This is a genomic window from Caballeronia sp. HLA56 (assembly GCF_054655155.1).
On the sequence record NZ_BAAHOB010000004.1, the window covers coordinates 284,828 to 302,135 of the forward strand.

General features: G+C 59.9%; 14 protein-coding genes and 2 pseudogenes. 6 read left to right on the plus strand and 10 right to left on the minus strand.

The annotated features are described in order from the left end of the window. The first annotated feature begins 82 nt into the window (after positions 1-82). From ACYQ47_RS17390 to ACYQ47_RS17405, 4 genes are read left to right on the plus strand one after another with little or no spacing between them, the layout of a single operon-like run. Positions 83-1,369, plus strand: a complete 1,287-nt coding sequence (locus ACYQ47_RS17390) for an MFS transporter (protein ID WP_459906165.1) — start codon at positions 83-85, stop codon at positions 1,367-1,369. A 38-nt stretch (positions 1,370-1,407) separates the two neighbouring features. Beyond that, positions 1,408-2,610, plus strand: a complete 1,203-nt coding sequence (locus ACYQ47_RS17395) for a CaiB/BaiF CoA transferase family protein (protein WP_459906166.1) — start codon at positions 1,408-1,410, stop codon at positions 2,608-2,610. Further along, a complete protein-coding gene (locus tag ACYQ47_RS17400) occupies positions 2,607-3,065 on the plus strand; it encodes a MaoC family dehydratase (protein ID WP_459906167.1) in 459 nt (152 codons plus the stop codon). The genes ACYQ47_RS17395 and ACYQ47_RS17400 overlap by 4 nt, the downstream gene beginning before the upstream one ends. Further along, positions 3,062-3,514: a MaoC family dehydratase gene (locus ACYQ47_RS17405; protein WP_459906168.1), complete on the plus strand. Its 453-nt coding sequence runs from the start codon at positions 3,062-3,064 to the stop codon at positions 3,512-3,514. Before ACYQ47_RS17400 ends, ACYQ47_RS17405 begins: the two co-directional genes overlap by 4 nt. A gap of 17 nt (positions 3,515-3,531) precedes the next feature. On the opposite strand, the gene ACYQ47_RS17410 is transcribed toward ACYQ47_RS17405, so the two are convergent. From ACYQ47_RS17410 to ACYQ47_RS17440, 7 genes and pseudogenes are all read right to left on the minus strand, one after another. Beyond that, on the minus strand, positions 3,532-4,671 hold the full coding sequence (locus tag ACYQ47_RS17410) for a LacI family DNA-binding transcriptional regulator (protein WP_459906169.1): 1,140 nt from the start codon (positions 4,669-4,671) through the stop codon (positions 3,532-3,534). A gap of 443 nt (positions 4,672-5,114) precedes the next feature. After that, positions 5,115-5,798, minus strand: a complete 684-nt coding sequence (ligK, locus tag ACYQ47_RS17415; RefSeq protein ID WP_459906170.1) for a 4-carboxy-4-hydroxy-2-oxoadipate aldolase/oxaloacetate decarboxylase — start codon at positions 5,796-5,798, stop codon at positions 5,115-5,117. 2 nt (positions 5,799-5,800) lie between these two features. After that, positions 5,801-6,827 (minus strand): annotated as a pseudogene (locus ACYQ47_RS17420) (amidohydrolase family protein). A 20-nt stretch (positions 6,828-6,847) separates the two neighbouring features. After that, complete coding sequence (locus ACYQ47_RS17425) at positions 6,848-7,897, minus strand: porin (RefSeq protein WP_459906171.1); 1,050 nt, start codon at positions 7,895-7,897, stop codon at positions 6,848-6,850. Between the two features lie 166 nt (positions 7,898-8,063). Further along, a complete protein-coding gene (dctA, locus tag ACYQ47_RS17430; RefSeq protein ID WP_459906172.1) occupies positions 8,064-9,407 on the minus strand; it encodes a C4-dicarboxylate transporter DctA in 1,344 nt (447 codons plus the stop codon). Between the two features lie 79 nt (positions 9,408-9,486). Further along, positions 9,487-10,398 carry a substrate-binding domain-containing protein gene (locus ACYQ47_RS17435; protein WP_459906173.1) on the minus strand — a complete coding sequence of 304 codons (912 nt, stop codon included), beginning with the start codon at positions 10,396-10,398 and terminating at the stop codon, positions 9,487-9,489. Between the two features lie 36 nt (positions 10,399-10,434). Further along, complete coding sequence (locus tag ACYQ47_RS17440) at positions 10,435-11,286, minus strand: amidohydrolase family protein (protein ID WP_459906174.1); 852 nt, start codon at positions 11,284-11,286, stop codon at positions 10,435-10,437. A 151-nt stretch (positions 11,287-11,437) separates the two neighbouring features. On the opposite strand from ACYQ47_RS17440, the gene ACYQ47_RS17445 reads away from it, so the two are divergent. Both ACYQ47_RS17445 and ACYQ47_RS17450 read left to right on the plus strand, forming a co-directional pair. Continuing rightward, positions 11,438-12,679, plus strand: coding sequence for a LysR family transcriptional regulator (locus ACYQ47_RS17445; protein ID WP_459906175.1), 1,242 nt, complete (start codon positions 11,438-11,440; stop codon positions 12,677-12,679). Between the two features lie 172 nt (positions 12,680-12,851). Next, positions 12,852-13,172 (plus strand): DUF4148 domain-containing protein, encoded by a 321-nt coding sequence (locus ACYQ47_RS17450; RefSeq protein WP_459906176.1) that lies wholly within the window; start codon positions 12,852-12,854, stop codon positions 13,170-13,172. 489 nt (positions 13,173-13,661) lie between these two features. On the opposite strand, the pseudogene dld reads toward ACYQ47_RS17450, so the two are convergent. The 3 genes and pseudogenes from dld to ACYQ47_RS17465 all read right to left on the minus strand — a co-directional run bounded on the left by dld (position 13,662) and on the right by ACYQ47_RS17465 (position 17,308). After that, positions 13,662-15,434 (minus strand): annotated as a pseudogene (dld, locus tag ACYQ47_RS17455) (D-lactate dehydrogenase). An 80-nt stretch (positions 15,435-15,514) separates the two neighbouring features. Continuing rightward, a complete protein-coding gene (locus ACYQ47_RS17460; RefSeq protein ID WP_459906177.1) occupies positions 15,515-16,882 on the minus strand; it encodes an MFS transporter in 1,368 nt (455 codons plus the stop codon). A 141-nt stretch (positions 16,883-17,023) separates the two neighbouring features. Then, positions 17,024-17,308, minus strand: a complete 285-nt coding sequence (locus ACYQ47_RS17465) for a hypothetical protein (protein WP_459906178.1) — start codon at positions 17,306-17,308, stop codon at positions 17,024-17,026.

The window sequence follows — 17,308 nt, forward strand, 5'->3', positions numbered from 1 at the left end:
TCTGCAATCGTTGTCAGAGGCGCGGATCAGGTCAATGCGCCGTCGAACCACACACAACAGTCCGGTACACAGGAGACGATCGATGTCCGCAACACCACTTCCCATCAAAAGATGGTGGACCATCCTGCCGGTGGCGTTCATCACGTATAGCCTCGCTTACCTTGACCGCGCGAACTACGGCTTCGCTGCGGCGGCGGGCATCGACCGCGATCTCGGTATCAGCCATTCGACTTCGTCGTTACTCGGCTCGCTTTTTTTTCTGGGGTATTTCTTTTTCCAGGTCCCCGGCGGCATGTATGCCGAGCGTCGCAGCGTGCGGCGTCTGATCTTTTTTAGCCTGATCGCCTGGGGCGGCCTGGCCGCGCTGACCGGTGTCGTGACGAGCATTCCCATGCTGATGGCGGTGCGCTTCGCGCTTGGTATCGTCGAAGCAGCAGTGATGCCTTGCATGCTCGTCTACGTGTCGAATTGGTTCGTGCGGCGCGAACGCTCTCGTGCCAACACGATCTTCCTGCTCGGTAATCCTGCGACCATCTTGTGGATGTCGGTAGTGTCCGGCTACATGGTGCAGTCATGGGGCTGGCGGGCCATGTTCATTGCGCAAGGTTTGCCTGCGGTAGTCTGGGCTTTTGTGTGGATCGCCGTGGTCCGCGACCGGCCTTCGCAGGTGAGCTGGCTGACCAATGCCGAGAAAGCCGCGCTCGAAAACCAGCTCGCCGAAGAGCAGAAGGACCTCGCGCCGGTCAAGAACTATCGTGAAGCGTTCAAGTCGCTGACCGTTTGGAAGCTTACCGGCGTGCTGTTTTTTCAGAGTCTCGGCTTCTATGGATTTCTGCTATGGCTGCCCTCCATCTTGCGGCACGGAGCGACTCTGAGCATGGTCAACACGGGTTGGCTTTCGGCTGTGCCGTACTTCGGCGCGGTGGTGTGCATGCTGCCGGTCGCGTGGATGTCGGACCGCATGCAGAACCGCAAGGTATTCGTCGCCGTGCCGCTGGCGATTGCCTCGGCGGCGTTCTTCGCTCTGTATTTCGTCGGCAACGGCAGCTTCTGGCTTTCGTTCGCGTTGCTCACGCTGGCCGGCATTTCCATGTATGTCGTTTTCCCACCGTTTTTCTCGATCGCACCCGAAGTGTTGCCGCGCACCGTGGCGGGCGGCGCACTCGCGCTCATTAACAGTATCGGCGCGCTCGGCTCGTTCCTTGGCTCCTATGCGGTCGGTTATCTGACGGGTCTGACGGGCGATCCCGCATCGTCCTATCTTTTCATGGGCGCGGCGCTCGTCGTGGCCGTGGCGCTGGCGAGCAGCGTGCGCGCGGTGCATACCGCGTCATCGCTTCCACCCCTTGCGCCGACGCCGACTCAATGACCCAGCCTATACCGTCACATCGAAATCAGGAGACAGCAATGCTTGATGGCATGCGCATCGTCAGCTTTTGCCACTATCTGCAGGGTCCGGCATCGACACAATATCTGGCCGACATGGGGGCCGACGTCATCAAGATCGAAGCGCTGAAGGGAGCATACGAGCGGCACTGGTCGGGCGCAGGGGTTTTTGTCGAGGACGTCAGTGCGTTCTTTCTCTGCGCTAATCGAAACAAGCGTGTCATTGCGCTCGACCTCAAGTCTGCGCAAGGGCGCGACATCGCATTGAAGCTGATTGATCAGGCCGATGCTGTTGTCGAAAACTTTCGGCCCGGGGTGCTCGACCGGCTTGGACTCGGTTACGAAACCATCAAGGCACGCAAGCCAGACATTATTTATGCTTCGGCTAGCGGATTCGGCGGTTCAGGGCCAATGCGTGATATGCCCGGCCAGGATCTGATGATCCAGGCTCGCACCGGGCTCGTTTCGGCGTCCGCAAACGGTGCGACGGCGGTAGGCGCGGCGATCTGCGACCAGCACGGCGGTGCGTTGCTTGCTATGGGCATTCTGGGTGCCTACGTCAAGCGCATGAAAACGGGCAAGGGCACGCGCGTGGAAGGCAATCTGTTCAATGCGGGCATCGATCTGCAGGCTGAAGCCATCACGAACTATCTGACCGCGCACAAGGATGCGAGCGTGTTCGAGCGCGACGCGCACCTCGCGACATGGTTTCATCAGGCCCCGTACGGCATCTACCGCACCGCCGACGGACGTGCAGTCGCCATCTCGCTCAACCCTCCAGAGGTTTTCGCTGAGGCGCTAGACAACGACGGGTTGCGTGCCCTGGCACACTGCAATCCCTACGAAGAGCGCGATGCGTATGCGCGCGCCACGGCCGCAGCTGTGGCGCAGTTTTCACTTGACGAGCTTGCGGACGCGCTCGATGCGAAGCAGATGTGGTGGGCGCCTGTGCAAGACTACAGCGATCTTCGCGAGAATCCGCAGGCCGTGCACAATCGCGTATTCGAGACAGTCGACATTAAGAAAGGACAGGCTACGCTCGTCAACCATCCGTTGCGCTACGATGGTGCGCCGCCGCCTGTACGCCACCTCGCGGTCGAGATTGGCCACGATACCCGGGAGATTCTCAGGGAACTCGGCTATGGCGACGCCGACATTCAGGCGCTCTCCGAGGCGGGCGTCGTGTCGGGACGCGGCATCGTCCGGGCTGAGGTGTCTGCATGACGACCGGTACGCTCGTATCCAAAGGGTTTTATCTGGCGGCCGGAGACACCGTCTCTCTCGAGCGGAAACTAAGTGCCGAGAGCATTCGCGCATTCGCGGAGCTGAGCGGGGATTACTCGCCCAATCACGTTGACGAAGCGGCAATGTCGGTAAGCGCCTACGGCCGCGTGATCGCACACGGCGCGATGATGGTCGCGTTCATGTCGGCCTGTTCCACGGCGATCGTCGAGCGTGTGCAGGGCGTTCGTGCACGGGAAACGCCGGTTTCGCTGGGCTATGACCACGTGCGCTTTCTGCTGCCGGTCTTTGCCGGCGACACGCTCGGGCTGACATACACCGTCCGTGAGGTGGACATTGAGCGGCGCCGGACGGTGGCGGAGATTCGCATCGTGAATCAGGGCGGTGCGCTCGTATGCGTGGCGGAGCATATTCTCAAATGGGTGGCGGACCGATGAACGAAGCCGGACGGCACTTCGAGGATCTCGAGTCGGGCGACAGCATCGATCTGGGTGGTGTGAGCATCGGCGATGCCAACATCGTCGCGTTCGCCGGCGTTGGCGGCGACTTCTACGATGTTCATACCGACGACGAGGCGGCGCGGGCGCTTGGATTCGAGCGGCGCATTGCGCATGGTCTGCTGATCGTGGCGCTCGTCGATGCCATGAAAATGCGCTGCGCGTGGCGACTCCGGGCTGTGGCGACCGTCTCGCTCGCGTGGGACTACAAGCGCGCGGTGTTGAGCGGCGACCGGATCACCGCCGTCATGCGCGTCGAGTCAAAGCGCGAAACATCACGGCCCGACCGTGGCATCGTCGTGTTGGCAATCGAGGTATTCAATCAGCGCGGCGAATGCGTGCAGACGGGCAGGACGACAACGATGATGCTGCGCCGCCCTGATCGATGATCCCTCGCGTTCGTTAGTTACGCCCGGCGCCTCGCGACAGCTTTGGCTGGTCCCGTCGTGCCGCGAATTACGAGGCGCGCTTCCAGTTCGACGCTATCGAGCGGTGAGTGTCCTTCCAAGGTGTCGACGAGAAACTGACCCGCTTGGGTTCCCATTTCAGCGGCAGGCACCTGCATCGTCGTGAGGGGCGGGCTCAGATGCGCGGCGAAGTCGAGATCGTCGAAGCCGCTAATCGACAGGTCCCGCGGGACCGAGATTCCTGCTGCCATGCATTCAGCGAGACAACCGAACGCCAGGATATCGCTCGTGCAGATCACGGCCTCAGGCGCCTTTGGTAAATTCAGCAGCTTGCGCATCCCATTGCGGCCCGACGTGATGGCGTAAGTGCCTTCGATGACGTACTCGCGTGGAATCCGCAGTCCATGTTCCGTAAGCGCTTCCTCGACACCTTCGATACGAGCGCGCACGCGGTCGTTGTCCTTGCGAACGCCGGTCAGCATGGCGATGTCCCGGTGACCAAGACTTAGCAGATATTCCGCAATCTGTTTCGCGGTGCGGCTGTTGTCAAAGCCAACACATGGATGAACCGACTGCGGCGCATACACATAAGTGTTGATGTAGGGCACGCTTCGTAAGCTGAGAAATTCGTATAGCGCTTGCTCGTGCGCGTCACCGACAAGCACCACCCCCTCCGCACCGCGCTCGATCATGAGTTGCGTTTGTTCGAGTTCTTTCCGAACGTCGAATCCCGACGTAGTCACGATGAGCGAATACCCCTCAGTCGCGAGACGGCTTTCGAGCGCATTGGCCAAGCGGGCGTAGATGGCGTGCTCGAGCGTTGGGAGAACCGCACCGATCATGCGAGTGCGGCGCGAACGCAGAGCGCGCGCGGCATTGTTCGGCGTGTAGCCGAGCTTGCGCACAGCCGCGAGTACGCGCTGAACGACCTCATCCCGCACGACATGCGGCGTGCGCAGCACGCGCGACACGGTCGACGCCGAGCAACCCGCAGCGCGGGCAACATCGTTCAGGCTAACTGGGGCCATTGACTTGCAATCGTTGTCGGTAAAAATCCAGGCTGTTTTCACAAAGCGTATCGCTTCTGCGGCACTGATATCGCCACGGGCTGGTAGGAGATTACCACGCGCGCAATCCACTCCTTCAAAACTGAAGAGCTTTATGGCAACGTTCTCACACTTTGGGGGCGTGAGGAGCCGGATGCGGTATCTGGCATCGCGGCGTTTCTGAAATCCCGCTCATCTAGCAGAAACAGAGCTTTTTTGGATAACTTTTGACCGTAGGGCGTCGACCGACCAGTATGAGAGATAAAGGATCGCACCGACATATAAACTGGTCGGCCCGGTTAGACAGCGCCGAGCGGGCCCCCACTAGGTCATGCACACCGACAATGCGGAATGTAAGCGTAGGGCAGTTGCGAGGGCTAAATGCGCTTTCTAACGCGGGATCTTTTCAACTCTCCGCACACTGGCGAGCCAAACGGATTAGCTGCCAAGTTTTTACCGAATGATCACCGTTTAAGCGACAGCCCGTCAGCCAAAGCGACTGGAAGCTGATTCTGAAAGCAGAGAATTGCGTTTAGTCAGTTGATATACCGCAGGCCGGCCTTTTCGAGCGGTCCGCGCATGTTGTACATGTCGAGTCCGAGCACGCCGTCCGCGAGCTTCGCGCGCTTTTCGGCTTCCAGCGCTTCACGGGCGGCGGCTTTTTCCAGCACCTTTGCGGCCATTGCCGAGGGCACGACCACGATGCCGTCGTCGTCCGCGACGACCACATCGCCGGGGGTCACGAGCGCGCCCGCGCACACCACCGGGATATTGACCGAGCCGAGCGTCGCCTTGACCGTGCCTTTGGACGAAATGGCCTTGCTCCAGACGGGGAAATCCATTTCCTTGAGCACGCGCACATCGCGCACGCCGCCGTCGATGATGAGCCCTTTTGCGCCGCACGACTGGAAGCTGGTTGCGAGCAGATCGCCGAAAAAGCCGTCGGTGTTGTCGGCGGTGCAGGCGGCCACGACGATATCGCCGGGGCGAATCTGTTCGGCGGCGACGTGCATCATCCAGTTGTCGCCGGGTTGCAGCAGCACGGTGACGGCCGTGCCGCCGGCCTGCGCGCCCGGATAGATGGGGCACATATAGGGCTTCATGAGGCCGACGCGGCCCATGGCTTCGTGCACTGTGGCCGAGCCGAGTTCGACGAGCTTTTGCGCGACGTCGCCGTCGGCACGATTGATGTTGCGATACACCACACCGAGTTCATACATGATCACAGTCCTTTTGCCTTGAGTGGCACGTCCAGACGCGGATAGACGCGCCGTGCATTGCCTTCGTAAATCTTGTAGCGCGCTTCGGGTTCGATGCTGGCCGCTTCGACATAGCGTTTGGTGTCGTCGAAATAGTGTCCCGTTTCCGAGTCGATGCCGCGTACCGCGCCGATCATCTCACTCGCGAATAGGATGTTGTCGACGGGGATCACGCGTGTGAGCAGATCGATGCCAGGTTGATGATAGACGCAGGTATCGAAGAAGATGTTGTTGAGCAGATGGTCCTTCAGCAGCGGTTTTTTCATTTCCTGCGCGAGGCCACGGAAGCGCCCCCAGTGATAGGGTACGGCGCCGCCGCCGTGCGGGATCACGAACTTGAGCGACGGGAAATCGCGGAAACAGGTCCGAGGTCAGGCATTGCATGAACGCCGTTGTGTCTGCATTCAGATAATGCGCGCCGGTGGTGTGGAAGCAGGCGTTGCAGCTCGTGCTCACGTGGATCATCGCGGGGATGTCGTACTCGACCATCTTTTCGTAGATGGGATACCAGTAGCGGTCCGACAGCGGCGGGCTGGTCCAGTGGCCGCCCGAGGGGTCGGGGTTCAGGTTGATCGCCACGTTTCCGTATTCTTCGACGCACTTCACCAGTTCGGGGATGCAGGTTCTAGTGTCGACGCCGGGGCTTTGCGGCAGCATCGCCGCGGGGATGAAGTTATCGGGAAATAGTTCGCTTACGCGAAAGCAGAGTTCGTTGCAGATGGCGGCCCAGGTTTGCGAGACTTCGGCATCGCCGATGTGGTGGGCCATGAAGCTGGCCCTTGGGCTGAAGATTGTCAGGTCCAGGCCTCGTTCTTTCATCAGGCGGAGCTGGTTTGCTTCGATCGACTCTTTCAGTTCTTCATCGGAGATTTTCAGATCTGCGACTTTGGGCTTTTCTGATGGGGTTTTTATACCTGCGATTTGTTGGTTGCGCCAGGCTTCTAGCGCCTTCGGCGCTGTGGTGTAGTGGCCGTGGATGTCGATGATCATGTGGTGGTTCCCTAATCGTTTTAGAACAAGTGATCGATGCCGATCGTCACGGCTGTCTGGCGAGGCACGCCTGCCGGATTCAGCGTACTCACTACTGCGTGCTTGTAAGAGGTGTAGTCCGTTTCGGCGTATAGCGTGGTTCGTTTGGATAGCAGATACGCGAGCGTCACCACGGACAATCCGCGCCGGCTCGCCTTGTCATTGGATACGACAGTCTGATAGTAAGCGCCGCGAAAAATCAGGAAGGGCGTAATGTTCCACGTCAGACCACCAAAGCCGTTGTTCGTCACGGCGTGCGGCGATGCCGGGTTTTCCTGGTCTTCCGACATGAAGCCCCCCGAAAGGCGCACCGGTCCGATCTGCCACGCCGCACCGCCCATGTAATACGTGTCGCCAACATACGTCGTGCTGGTCGTGCCGGTCGCGATACTCCGATGTCCATACACGCCACCGACGGAAAACGGTCCCTGCGCATAGCTCACGCCTACCGAGCGTGTCGCACCGCCCGAAAAATTCCCAGCAACGCCACCGAACGAGTTGTCTGCCTCGAAAAGCAGGGCGCCGAAGGTATTCTTGTACTTCACCGAGTTATTGTTGCGCGTTCCGTCGGATGCCTGCGTCAACGGAATAATCGGCGTGAAGTGGAAGGCATACGGATCGTAAATGCTGATGATGTCGTGCGCGATGGTGTACTGGCGTCCCATGTCGAGAGAACCGTACTTTTTATTGCCGATGCCCATGAACGACTGACGGTTGAATTCAGTGCCGGTGGTGTTATCGAAGGCGCCATTGCCGAGATTGAAGCCACTCTCGAGCAGAAAGTGCGCATTCCATCCATCGCCGAGATCTTCTCGTCCACCGAAATCGAGCTTGTTAGAGCTGAAATAGCCATTCGAATTCATTGTGTAGACCGAGCCGCCGCCTTTGGCCGCGTTATTCTGGAAGCGTACGCCACCGTCGACCGTGCCATAGAGGCTGATGCTCGTTTGCGCCTGCACGGACGATCCGGAAAGTGACGCCGCCGTCGCGGCAATGCTTAATCCAAAGGTTCTCCAAACCCGCTTACTCATTTCGTGTCTCCTTTTTTATGTTCGAGTTCCCGAAACCTGGACGATGCGTGTTTCGGTCTCTGTTCTGGTGATCAGTACGACTAACGGAATATGCGATGAGAGATTCCCATGCGTCGAACCTTCATCGATCTGCCGCTTCGACGAGCCGAAGCGGCAGCGCGCATATTCAGTGATGAGTCTGTCCGAGGCGGCCGGACGTTACGGGTTCGACCGACTTGAATCCCGTCCTGAGTTCGTCGCGTAATGCCTTGCGATCGAGCGCTTTCTCCCAGTTTGCAACGACGATCGTGGCCACGCTGTTTCCGACGATATTGGTAAAGACGAATCCGCTCGACATGGCCTTATGAATGCCGAGAATCAATGCGATCGATTCGACCGGAATAGTGTTCGATGCCGCGAGCGTGGCCGCCAGCACGGCAATCGCCGCGCCCGATACGCCCGCCGCGCCTTTTGAGGTCAGCAGCAGCACGGCGAGCAGCACCAGCTGGTCGTGCCAGTTCAATGGCGTGTTGGTCGCCTGTGCGAGGAACACGGCCGCCGTCGCGAAGTACAAACATGTACCGTCGTGATTGAAGGTATAAGCGGTAGGCAGCACGAGGCCGACAACCGACTTGTCGCAGCCGAGCCGTTCGAGCTTGTCGATCAGTTGCGGAAAAACGGTCTCGGACGAACTCGTGCCGATGACGAGCAGCAATTCCGCGCCGATGTACCGCATCAGCCGCAGCAGGCTGAAGCCGTTGAGTCTTGCGATCGGCCAGAGGATCAGCGCGATGAAGATTGCGCACGTCAGATAGAACTCGAGCACCAGTTTGCCGAGCGAGAGCAGGGTGCCGAAACCGAACTTGCTGACGGTATAGGCAATCGCGCCGAACGCGGCGAGCGGAGCGACTTTCATCGTCAGGCCGATGATCCAGAATAGCGAACCGGATATCGAGTCGATGAACGCCATTGCCGGCGCGGCGCGCTCACCGATGGCGGCAAGACCGAAGGCGAACAGCACCGAGAAGAACAGCACTTGAAGGACATCGCCGCCGGTGAATGCGCTCATGGCGGTGTGCGGGATCACGTTGAGGAGGAACTCGCTCGTCGTGACGACATGATGCGCGTGGCCGATATACGCATCGACGGCGCTCGAATGCATGCTGTGCAGATCGACGTTCATGCCCGCGCCCGGCTTCAGCACGTTGATCACGACGAGTCCGATCACGAGAGCGAGCGAGGTCACCACTTCGAAATAGACAAGCGCCTTGATGGCGACGCGGCCGACCTTCTTGAAGTCTTTCACGCCCGCGATGCCGCTGCATACGGTGCAGAAAATGATCGGTCCGATCAGCATCTGAATGACGCGGATGAACGCGTCGCCGACCGGCTGAAGATCGATGCCGAACTTCGGAAAGAAGTAGCCGGTCAGGACTCCGAGCGCCATGCCGGCCATCACCTGAAAGGACAGATCGCGATAGAACGGGCGACGTGCCTTGGGTTGGGTGGCTGAATTGCCGGGCAGGCTCATTGTGTCTCCTTTGTATTGCCGTGGCGAGTTCGGACTCGCCCGGAACGATGTATGCGCATCGGCGCCGATCCTGACGTCTTCAGCGCGCAAGGTCGCCCAGTATGCCGATGGTGTCCGCGAAGATCTCGTCGACGCTCAGTTTGCGTGGCAGAAGTCGTTGCTTCTCGCAATAAGCGATCGTTTCTTCGAGCGGTCCGCGCAGTGCGTCGTAGCCGAACAGCAGCTTGTCGGGTTTGCCGGCGCTATCCTTCGCGACGGAGGCTTTCCCCCGACATAGTAAGTCGTACACCGCACGAACCGCCTGCGGCTGCGATTCGACCAGCGATTGTTTGACCACTACGACGTGATTGATCGGGACGTAACCGTGCGTGTCGTACCACGCGCGGTCAGCGGCGGCGGCGTCGGGAATCAGCGGTTCGAGGCCGGCTTCGTCGGGCAGATCGTTACCGAGAATGGCAGCGTCGATCTCGCCATCGCGCAGCATCGGCAATAACTGTTTTCCATCGAGATGCTGTACGAAGGGCGGATCGCGGTATTCCTCGACATGCGCTCCTTCGATAGTGACCCATCTGACCTGTTCGAGCGGCACGCCATAAGTGTCACCGAGAATCGCGCGCACCCACATTCCAGTCGTCTGGGTATAGGCGCGCACGCCAACGGTTTTGCCCGCGAGTTGTGTCACATCGAGTTTGCCGCGCCGTGCGTTATGGATGATGCAGCCTTGCTGGAAACGCGCGGCGACGACTGCCGGCAACAGCGCGACGGGCTTGCCGTAGGCCTTCGCCTGCAGATACGTGACGATTGCCATTTCGCTGATGTCGAAGGCCTGATGGCGTGCCATTGGCGCGAATGCGCGATGAATCGGCTCGACTTCCTCGAACGTGAGATTGACTGCGGGATCGCGCAGTTCGCCCGCAATGATCGCGCGCGTGTGCGGATAAGACTTCAGCGCGATCCTGAGCGGCGCTGCATGATTCGTCGTTGTTTCCATGATCACAATCGGCCAGACGGATTCGTTGAGAAGGGTTTACGCGGCAAGCGACGGATAGACGTTCAGCGCGGTGCTGCCGAAAATCGCTTCCTGAGCGTCGACGGGCAGCATCGACAGGCTCGCCTTTGCATCGGCGAACAGTTGAGGCAACGAACCCTCGGCCGCCGGAAAATTCGAGCCCCACGCAATGCGATGCGCACCGAATGCATCGAGCACGCGCGGGAAAAACGCAGCAGGCGTCGAGGCGCCGCGCGCGGCTTCCGCGATGGTGCGATTCGTGAGTTTCAGGAACACGCCCTGATGCCCGGCAAGGCTGAACAGCGGAGCAGCAGCCTCGTACGGCGGCCCGCCCGCGAGTTCCGGCCGCGCGAGATGGTCGAGTAGCACCCGCACGGCCGGAAAACGCGACAGCATGTTCAGCAGCGCCGGAATACCCTGCGCGGTCATCTGGAGGCAGATAGACACGCCGTGTTTTTGCGCGTAGTCCCAGACCGGGAACGAGCGTTCGTCGTCGAGCCAGCCGGCCTGGCCGGGCATCGTGCTACCGGTCGTGAACAGGCGCAGACCGGAAAGACCGGCATCGAGCCAACGCTGCATCTGAGTGAGGGCGTTGTCGGCCAGCACATCGATCGAGAACACGCCCGCGAACCGGTCGGGATGACTGCGCACCGCGTCCACCACATAACTATTGTCGTTGCCGTAGACCGTCGATGCCTGCACCACGACGGCACGGTCGATCCCCGCCGCATCCAGCGAGTCGAGCAGCTCACCATATGTGACGGGCCGCTTCGCCGACCACTCGGATTGATGACCGCCCACCGGCGCAAGCGGATAACGCGTCGAATCCGCGGAAATGGCGTGGGTGTGCGTGTCGATGACGACGGACATGAACTGACTCCTGGGGAAAAACATCTTGATCGAATGAACGCTAATGTACGTGCCGAATCGCCGAACGACTCAATATGTAACGCACCGTCGGTCATAAATTTTGGTTAAGCTAGGGGTTTAAACCTAGGATCGCAGGCGCGGGTGAGAGACAATGAGCACCAAGGAAAAATCCTCTGAAACCGACGAACTGACCCGTCTGCGGCGCCTGTTCATCTTCGATGCCGTCTGCGAGGCAGGCGGCATCGGCCAGGCTGCGGCACGCATCGGCCGCACCCAGCCAGCGGTCAGCCTGGCCATCGGCAAGCTCGAAGCGAGTTTCGGCGGGCAGCTTTTCAGGCGTGGATTCGGCGGCAGCGAACTCACCGACGAAGGTCTGATCCTGTGGCGGCGCGTGCGAAGAATGCTCCAGCAGATGGAGGGCGCGGTGGCGGCTGCGGTCGGCTCTGCCTCGACGGCGCACGTAGCTCAGGTTTGCCGGCATCTGACCGATGCGCAGGTGCGCTGTCATGTGGCGATTGCCGATGCCGGATCCGCCGCCGAGGCCGCACAGGCGCTCGGTATTTCGCAGCCGGCGGTGCATCGAGCGGCCCAGCAGATCGAACAGATCGTGGGCGTCTCACTGTATCGGCGGCGAGTGCACAACGTGTCGGCAAATCCGGCGGGCATGGAGTTCGCGCGTCGTCTGAGCCTCGCGCTGTATGAGATTGCACAGGCCATCGAGGATCTCGCCTACGCGCGCGGTCAATACACCGGACGCGTCGCGCTCGGTGTGCTGCCGCTGTTGCCGCCACGGCTCGTGGCGCGCGCCATTCAGTATTTGCGCGAACGTTATCCTGCAGCGCGTGTCACCGTCGATGAAGGATCGCACGCCGGCTTGTTGCGCGATCTGCGCCGCGGCGCAATCGACATAATCGTGGGCGGCCTGCGGGAGCCGAGACTCACCGGCGCCGTGCAGGAAACCGAGTTGTTTGCCGATCCTTACGTCGTCGCGGTTCGCAAGGGCCACCGGCTCGCGCGCAAGACGCGCATCGGCGCGCGTGACCTCGCGGACTACGAGTGGGTTGTTCCGCAGAAGAACGTGCCGCGCCGCAGTGTCATCGATTCCCTGTTCGCGCGGCTGCCTCGCAAACCGGCAGTCGTCGTTGAGACGAGTTCGCTGGCGATGATGATCGCCATGCTGGTGGAGAGCGACTGCATCACACTGCTGTCGAATTCGCAGATTCGCGATGGCTACATGGGCGGCGAAATGGTCGCACTCGAACTGGAAACGCCCGAGGCGCAGCGTGCGGTGGGGTTCACCACGCGTTCGGACTGGCTGGGTACGGCCATTCAGGAGGCATTCGTGGAGTCGCTAAAGGAAGCCTGCATGGACGGCAATACGCCGAAGCGCTGACCCCGATGGTTCTCGGCGCCAGGCCCGAGATGTTCGACGCGTAGCGCATCATTGTTAATGTCCAGAGCACTAAAACTTATGAGTTTAGGGGTTTTCCCTATGCAGCCATTTTCCGTACACTGAGAACCACAGCGCGCCGACCCTAGCCGCCAACTCTTTCAAGGTTCGAATAATGAAAGCCCTCGCAAACGCGTTTTTTATGACCGCCGTCGTTCTTGCCCCCTTGGCTGCTCTCGGGCAAACCACTGACACACCATCGCTGACTCGTGCTCAGGTGCGAGACCAACTCCTCGCGCTCGAGAAGGCTGGATATAATCCGGCGACCTCGACGTCACAGACCTATCCGGCGGATCTGAAGGCGGCCGAAAAACGCGTCGCGGGCTTGCCTTTGACAGGCAAACCTGCTGCACTTCCGGTAAATCCTGATCCTGGCACGTTATCGGTTATTGATGGCGACGTTTTAGCGCAGTCGACTCATGACTTTAGTAAATAACACGCCATGAATTTGCCACAAAGCTTACGCAGCCGGTCGAACCAACCGGAGAATGCGATAGGCGACAACGGCCTGTTCTATTTGGCCCTAGCCCGCGTGTTCGCGGCGGAATATCGAGCACCTGGCACCGCACAGCGAGGGTTCGCTCAGTAGGCTTCTTTCCGCATCATTTAACTTAAGATAAGTGAACATGGAGACCACTAGATTTATATACCGACCATCGCGGGTTATGGTAATAATTCCAACGCTCCGGTCTTTTGCGCGATTTACGGGAGAGCGAAGTAGATCAGGCCGGCGGCAGCGTGCTGACTGTCTGTGATATCGAAATCATGGCGTAGCGGTGACGATATCGATGCGTCGATGCAATGTCTTCTGCGATTATGTTCATGGGTTCGCTTTTAGGGAAACACGATGCGACGCGGAAGGTTCATCGCACGCATCGTTTGTATCTAAAGCGAGCTGGACTTGATTTCAGCAAGATACGCTAGCTCATCCGCGAGAACCTCGCTCTGCTGCGCCGTGTGATTCAATGGCCGCCTCGCACTTGCAGTTGCAGTTGCAGTTGCAGTTGCAGTTGCCGAGCGATTTTCCCCATCTGAATTGCCGAGAAGTCTTTCCGATTCCTGGATTGAAAGCGTTGCTTGGATCGAGCGCTTCGTAAAACTCTTTCAGCGACGGTTTCGCTTCATAAAGGTGCCCGACATTGTGTTCGGCGGGGTATTCGGCTCCACGCGCTGCGAGTAGGTCGAGGATATCGTCCTTGATCGCACCGCAGTCCCGCCCTTTCTTGACCAGATACTCCTGATGGAGCACATGGCAAAAGAAGTGGCCGCAATACATCGCAAACTCGATGTTTTCCGTTATATGTGGCGGTAGTTGCTCAAATCACTCGGTCGCATTGCGGGGCAGAGCGATGTCGAGCGCGACGATATCTTCGACCGTGCGCGGATGCACCGCCCGATAACGTACCATCGCACCCCCGATGGCGAAGCGGTTGAGAAACGCGGCCTTGCCTTCTTCGGGCGTGCATTCGAAGTAGCCACCCTGCGGCGTCGGAAAACGCGATTCGAGGTACGTCCGCGCTTCCTGGATGCCGTCGCTCCCCATCTTCAGAAGGAGATGATGCTCGTAACGGTCGCGAAACTCGATCAGTCTGCGTGGCAGATGCTCGGGCAAGACGCGGCTGAGTGCTTGCAACAACCGGTCGCTCACAGAACTCCCCAAACCTGCCTTCTCGGTCATGCCATCGAAGCGACTTTTTGCTTTGAAAGCATGCGGCACCTTGTCCGTGCCAAACGCACGGATATACATGTACATGTCTTTGCCGTAGCGGCGGCTGATATCGAACGCCCCGCGATGCATGTACTCGCCCGCGATCGGCAAGCTGCGAAATCCGCTCAGCACGTCGCGGCGCAGCGTTTCGAGTTCGGCCGGATCGTTGCTGCCGATATAGAACACCTGCGGGTTTTCATCCGCCGCAAAGGTGTCGAGCCGCAACGCAAACACCGGAAGATGTCCGGCCGAGCCGGACGCTTCGTAGAGACGGCGCGGGTCCGCATTGAAGCGTGCGGGCGTCGGCGCGTCGATGTCTCGCACGTGGCTGCTGTATTCGTGATCGGAGGCGAGCAGAGCGCTTGCCGGAATATCTTCGGGCAATTCCCCTGCATCCAGACGGCCGAGAATGGCTTCCGCGGAATCGCCCAGATCAATACCGAGATGATTGATGAGTTTCAGTTCTCCGTCCGCCGTCACGCGCGCGTGAATCGACAGTTGCGTAAAGGCGGGGCCGCGACGAACTAGCGAACCGCCGGAATTGTTGCAGATGCCGCCCGTCACAGAGGCACCGATGCAACTGGAGCCGATGACCGAATGCGGTTCGCGTCCAAGCGGTTGCAGGCGCTTTTCGAGCTGGTCGAGCGTGACGCCCGGTTGACAGATCACCTGTTCACCATTGCGGATCACATCGAGGCGGCGCAGGCGCATGGTGTTGAGCACGACGACCGGCCGGTCGTAACCATCCGAAGCCGGCGTCGAGCCACCTGTCAGGCCGGTGTTGGCCGCCTGACAGATGACGATGACTTTCGCTCGATGGCAGGCCTGCAGCGCGCGCCACATCTCCACGAGCGTGCCGGGCTGCACGGCGGCCAGAATCTCTCCTTCTCCATAGCGATATCCCTGCCGGAAGCGCCGGGTCTCGGTTGTGCCCATGAAGACGAAGTTGCTACCGACGATGTCGCCAAGTGACAGAATGAGTTCGTGCATGGGTCGAGAGTGCTCATTGTGAGACGGCGCTCCGCGCAGCGCCCGTGCAGTAAACGCGGTTCCCAGACCGGCATTCGGGATCAGATGACCGTTTCCTGTCTTCCTTCGGCTCGCACCGCAGCCGGTGCGTCCCCGGAAATGATGGGATGACGCACGAAGAAATGATAAGCGATCGCGCCGAGCACGGACACGATGGCCGAGGTGAGAAACACAGGCGTGAACGAGTGCGTCGCATCGATGATGAGGCCCGCAACCAGCGGCGACAGCGTGGCCCCGAGAAAACCGCCGAAGTTCTGCACCGCCCCTGCCGATGCAACCGTCGAATACGTCGTCACTTCCGCAGGAAGCGACCACGCGTGCGCCACCACCGCGCCATTGAATCCGAGCGCGAACGCCATCAGCACGACGGCGACCGTAAGCCCCGCCGACTGGCCGAACACGGCGTTGATGGGAAGCAGCGCCAGCACGACAGCCTGCAACAGCAGCGCGGCGACGATCGTCGCTTTCTTGGCCCTGAGCGGCGTCCACCCCGGCAAGCCAGCCAGTTTCCCCGACACAAGTCCGCTGGCGATATCGCCGAGAATCGCGCCTACCCACGGCACGCTCGCTGCAAATCCGAGCGACGAAAATTTGACGCCGAACTGTTTGATGATGAACATCGGGATGAAGACGAGGAAGATCTGATAGACCCACAGATTGCAGAAGAAGCCGGCCATCATTCCCCACATGCTCTGACGCCTGAACATGGCGCTCCAGGGCACGCGTGCTGTTTCTGAGCCGACTTGCGCATCGCCATCCTGAGCAAGATAGGCGCGCTCCTGCGCCGTCAGCCGCTTGTTCTTGTCAATGTCCCTGTAAAACACGAGGAAAACGAGCGCGACGATCACGCCGGCCGCGCCCGCGCCCAGATACATGACGCGCCAGCCGAACTCGGCGACGATAAAGACTAGCGCGAACGTGAAGAACGCCGGTCCCACCTTCAGCGCCGCATCCCAGCTGGCGTTGGCGATACCCTGATCCCTCCGGGGGAACCATTGCGTGACGATCTTGTTTGTCGAAGGCAAGGAGGGCGACTCGGCGACACCGAGCCACGCCCGCGCGAACAGGAACGCCCCGAGCGTGTGTGCGGTGCCCATGGCTGCGGTGGCGGCGCTCCATACGATGATCGACAGGCCGAGTAATTTACGCGGCCCGAAGCGATCGACGAACCATCCGGACGGTAGCTGCCCGAATGCGTAGAAAAGCGAGAAAGCACTGCCCAGCAAGCCGATGTCGGTAGCCGTCAAGCCGAGCTCCGACTGCATGGCGGGTGCGGCGATCGAAAGCGTCAATCTGTCGATGTTGTTCACCAGCGCGATCAGGCACAAGAGGCCAAGGACGATCCATCGCTGCTTTCCTGCGGGTTTCAATAGCGATGTCGCGCTCGTGTCGTTCTTCAAATTCAGCATGAGAAGGTATCCGAAACTTTTTATCCTGGCGAGTGAATACGGATCCGCTTCGCCGGAATGCGATGGTGGCGGAGCGTTTCACTCAAAGTGAATGATTGAAGCCCAATTGAATGACTGCGACGTCCAGCCTTCTGGAGCGCGCTAAGGTGTCGCTTGTTTCACGTCATCGAGGCGCGCTTCGAGCAAACGCTTGAGGCAGATGACATGCGCCAGTCCAAAGGACGTCTGGTCGATCTGGGGTTGGTGGCGCCGGGCAAGGTAATCCGACGCGATCTGATAAGCCATTGCGCGTTCGCGCAGTAACGCTTCGAGCGCGGCGATCAGCGTCGAGACATCGCCGGATTTCATTTCCAGTTGCATGGTCGGATCGTCGATCGCCTCCGGAGGCGGGATCGCGATTACAGTTCGTGCCTTCGAGCTTCGCAT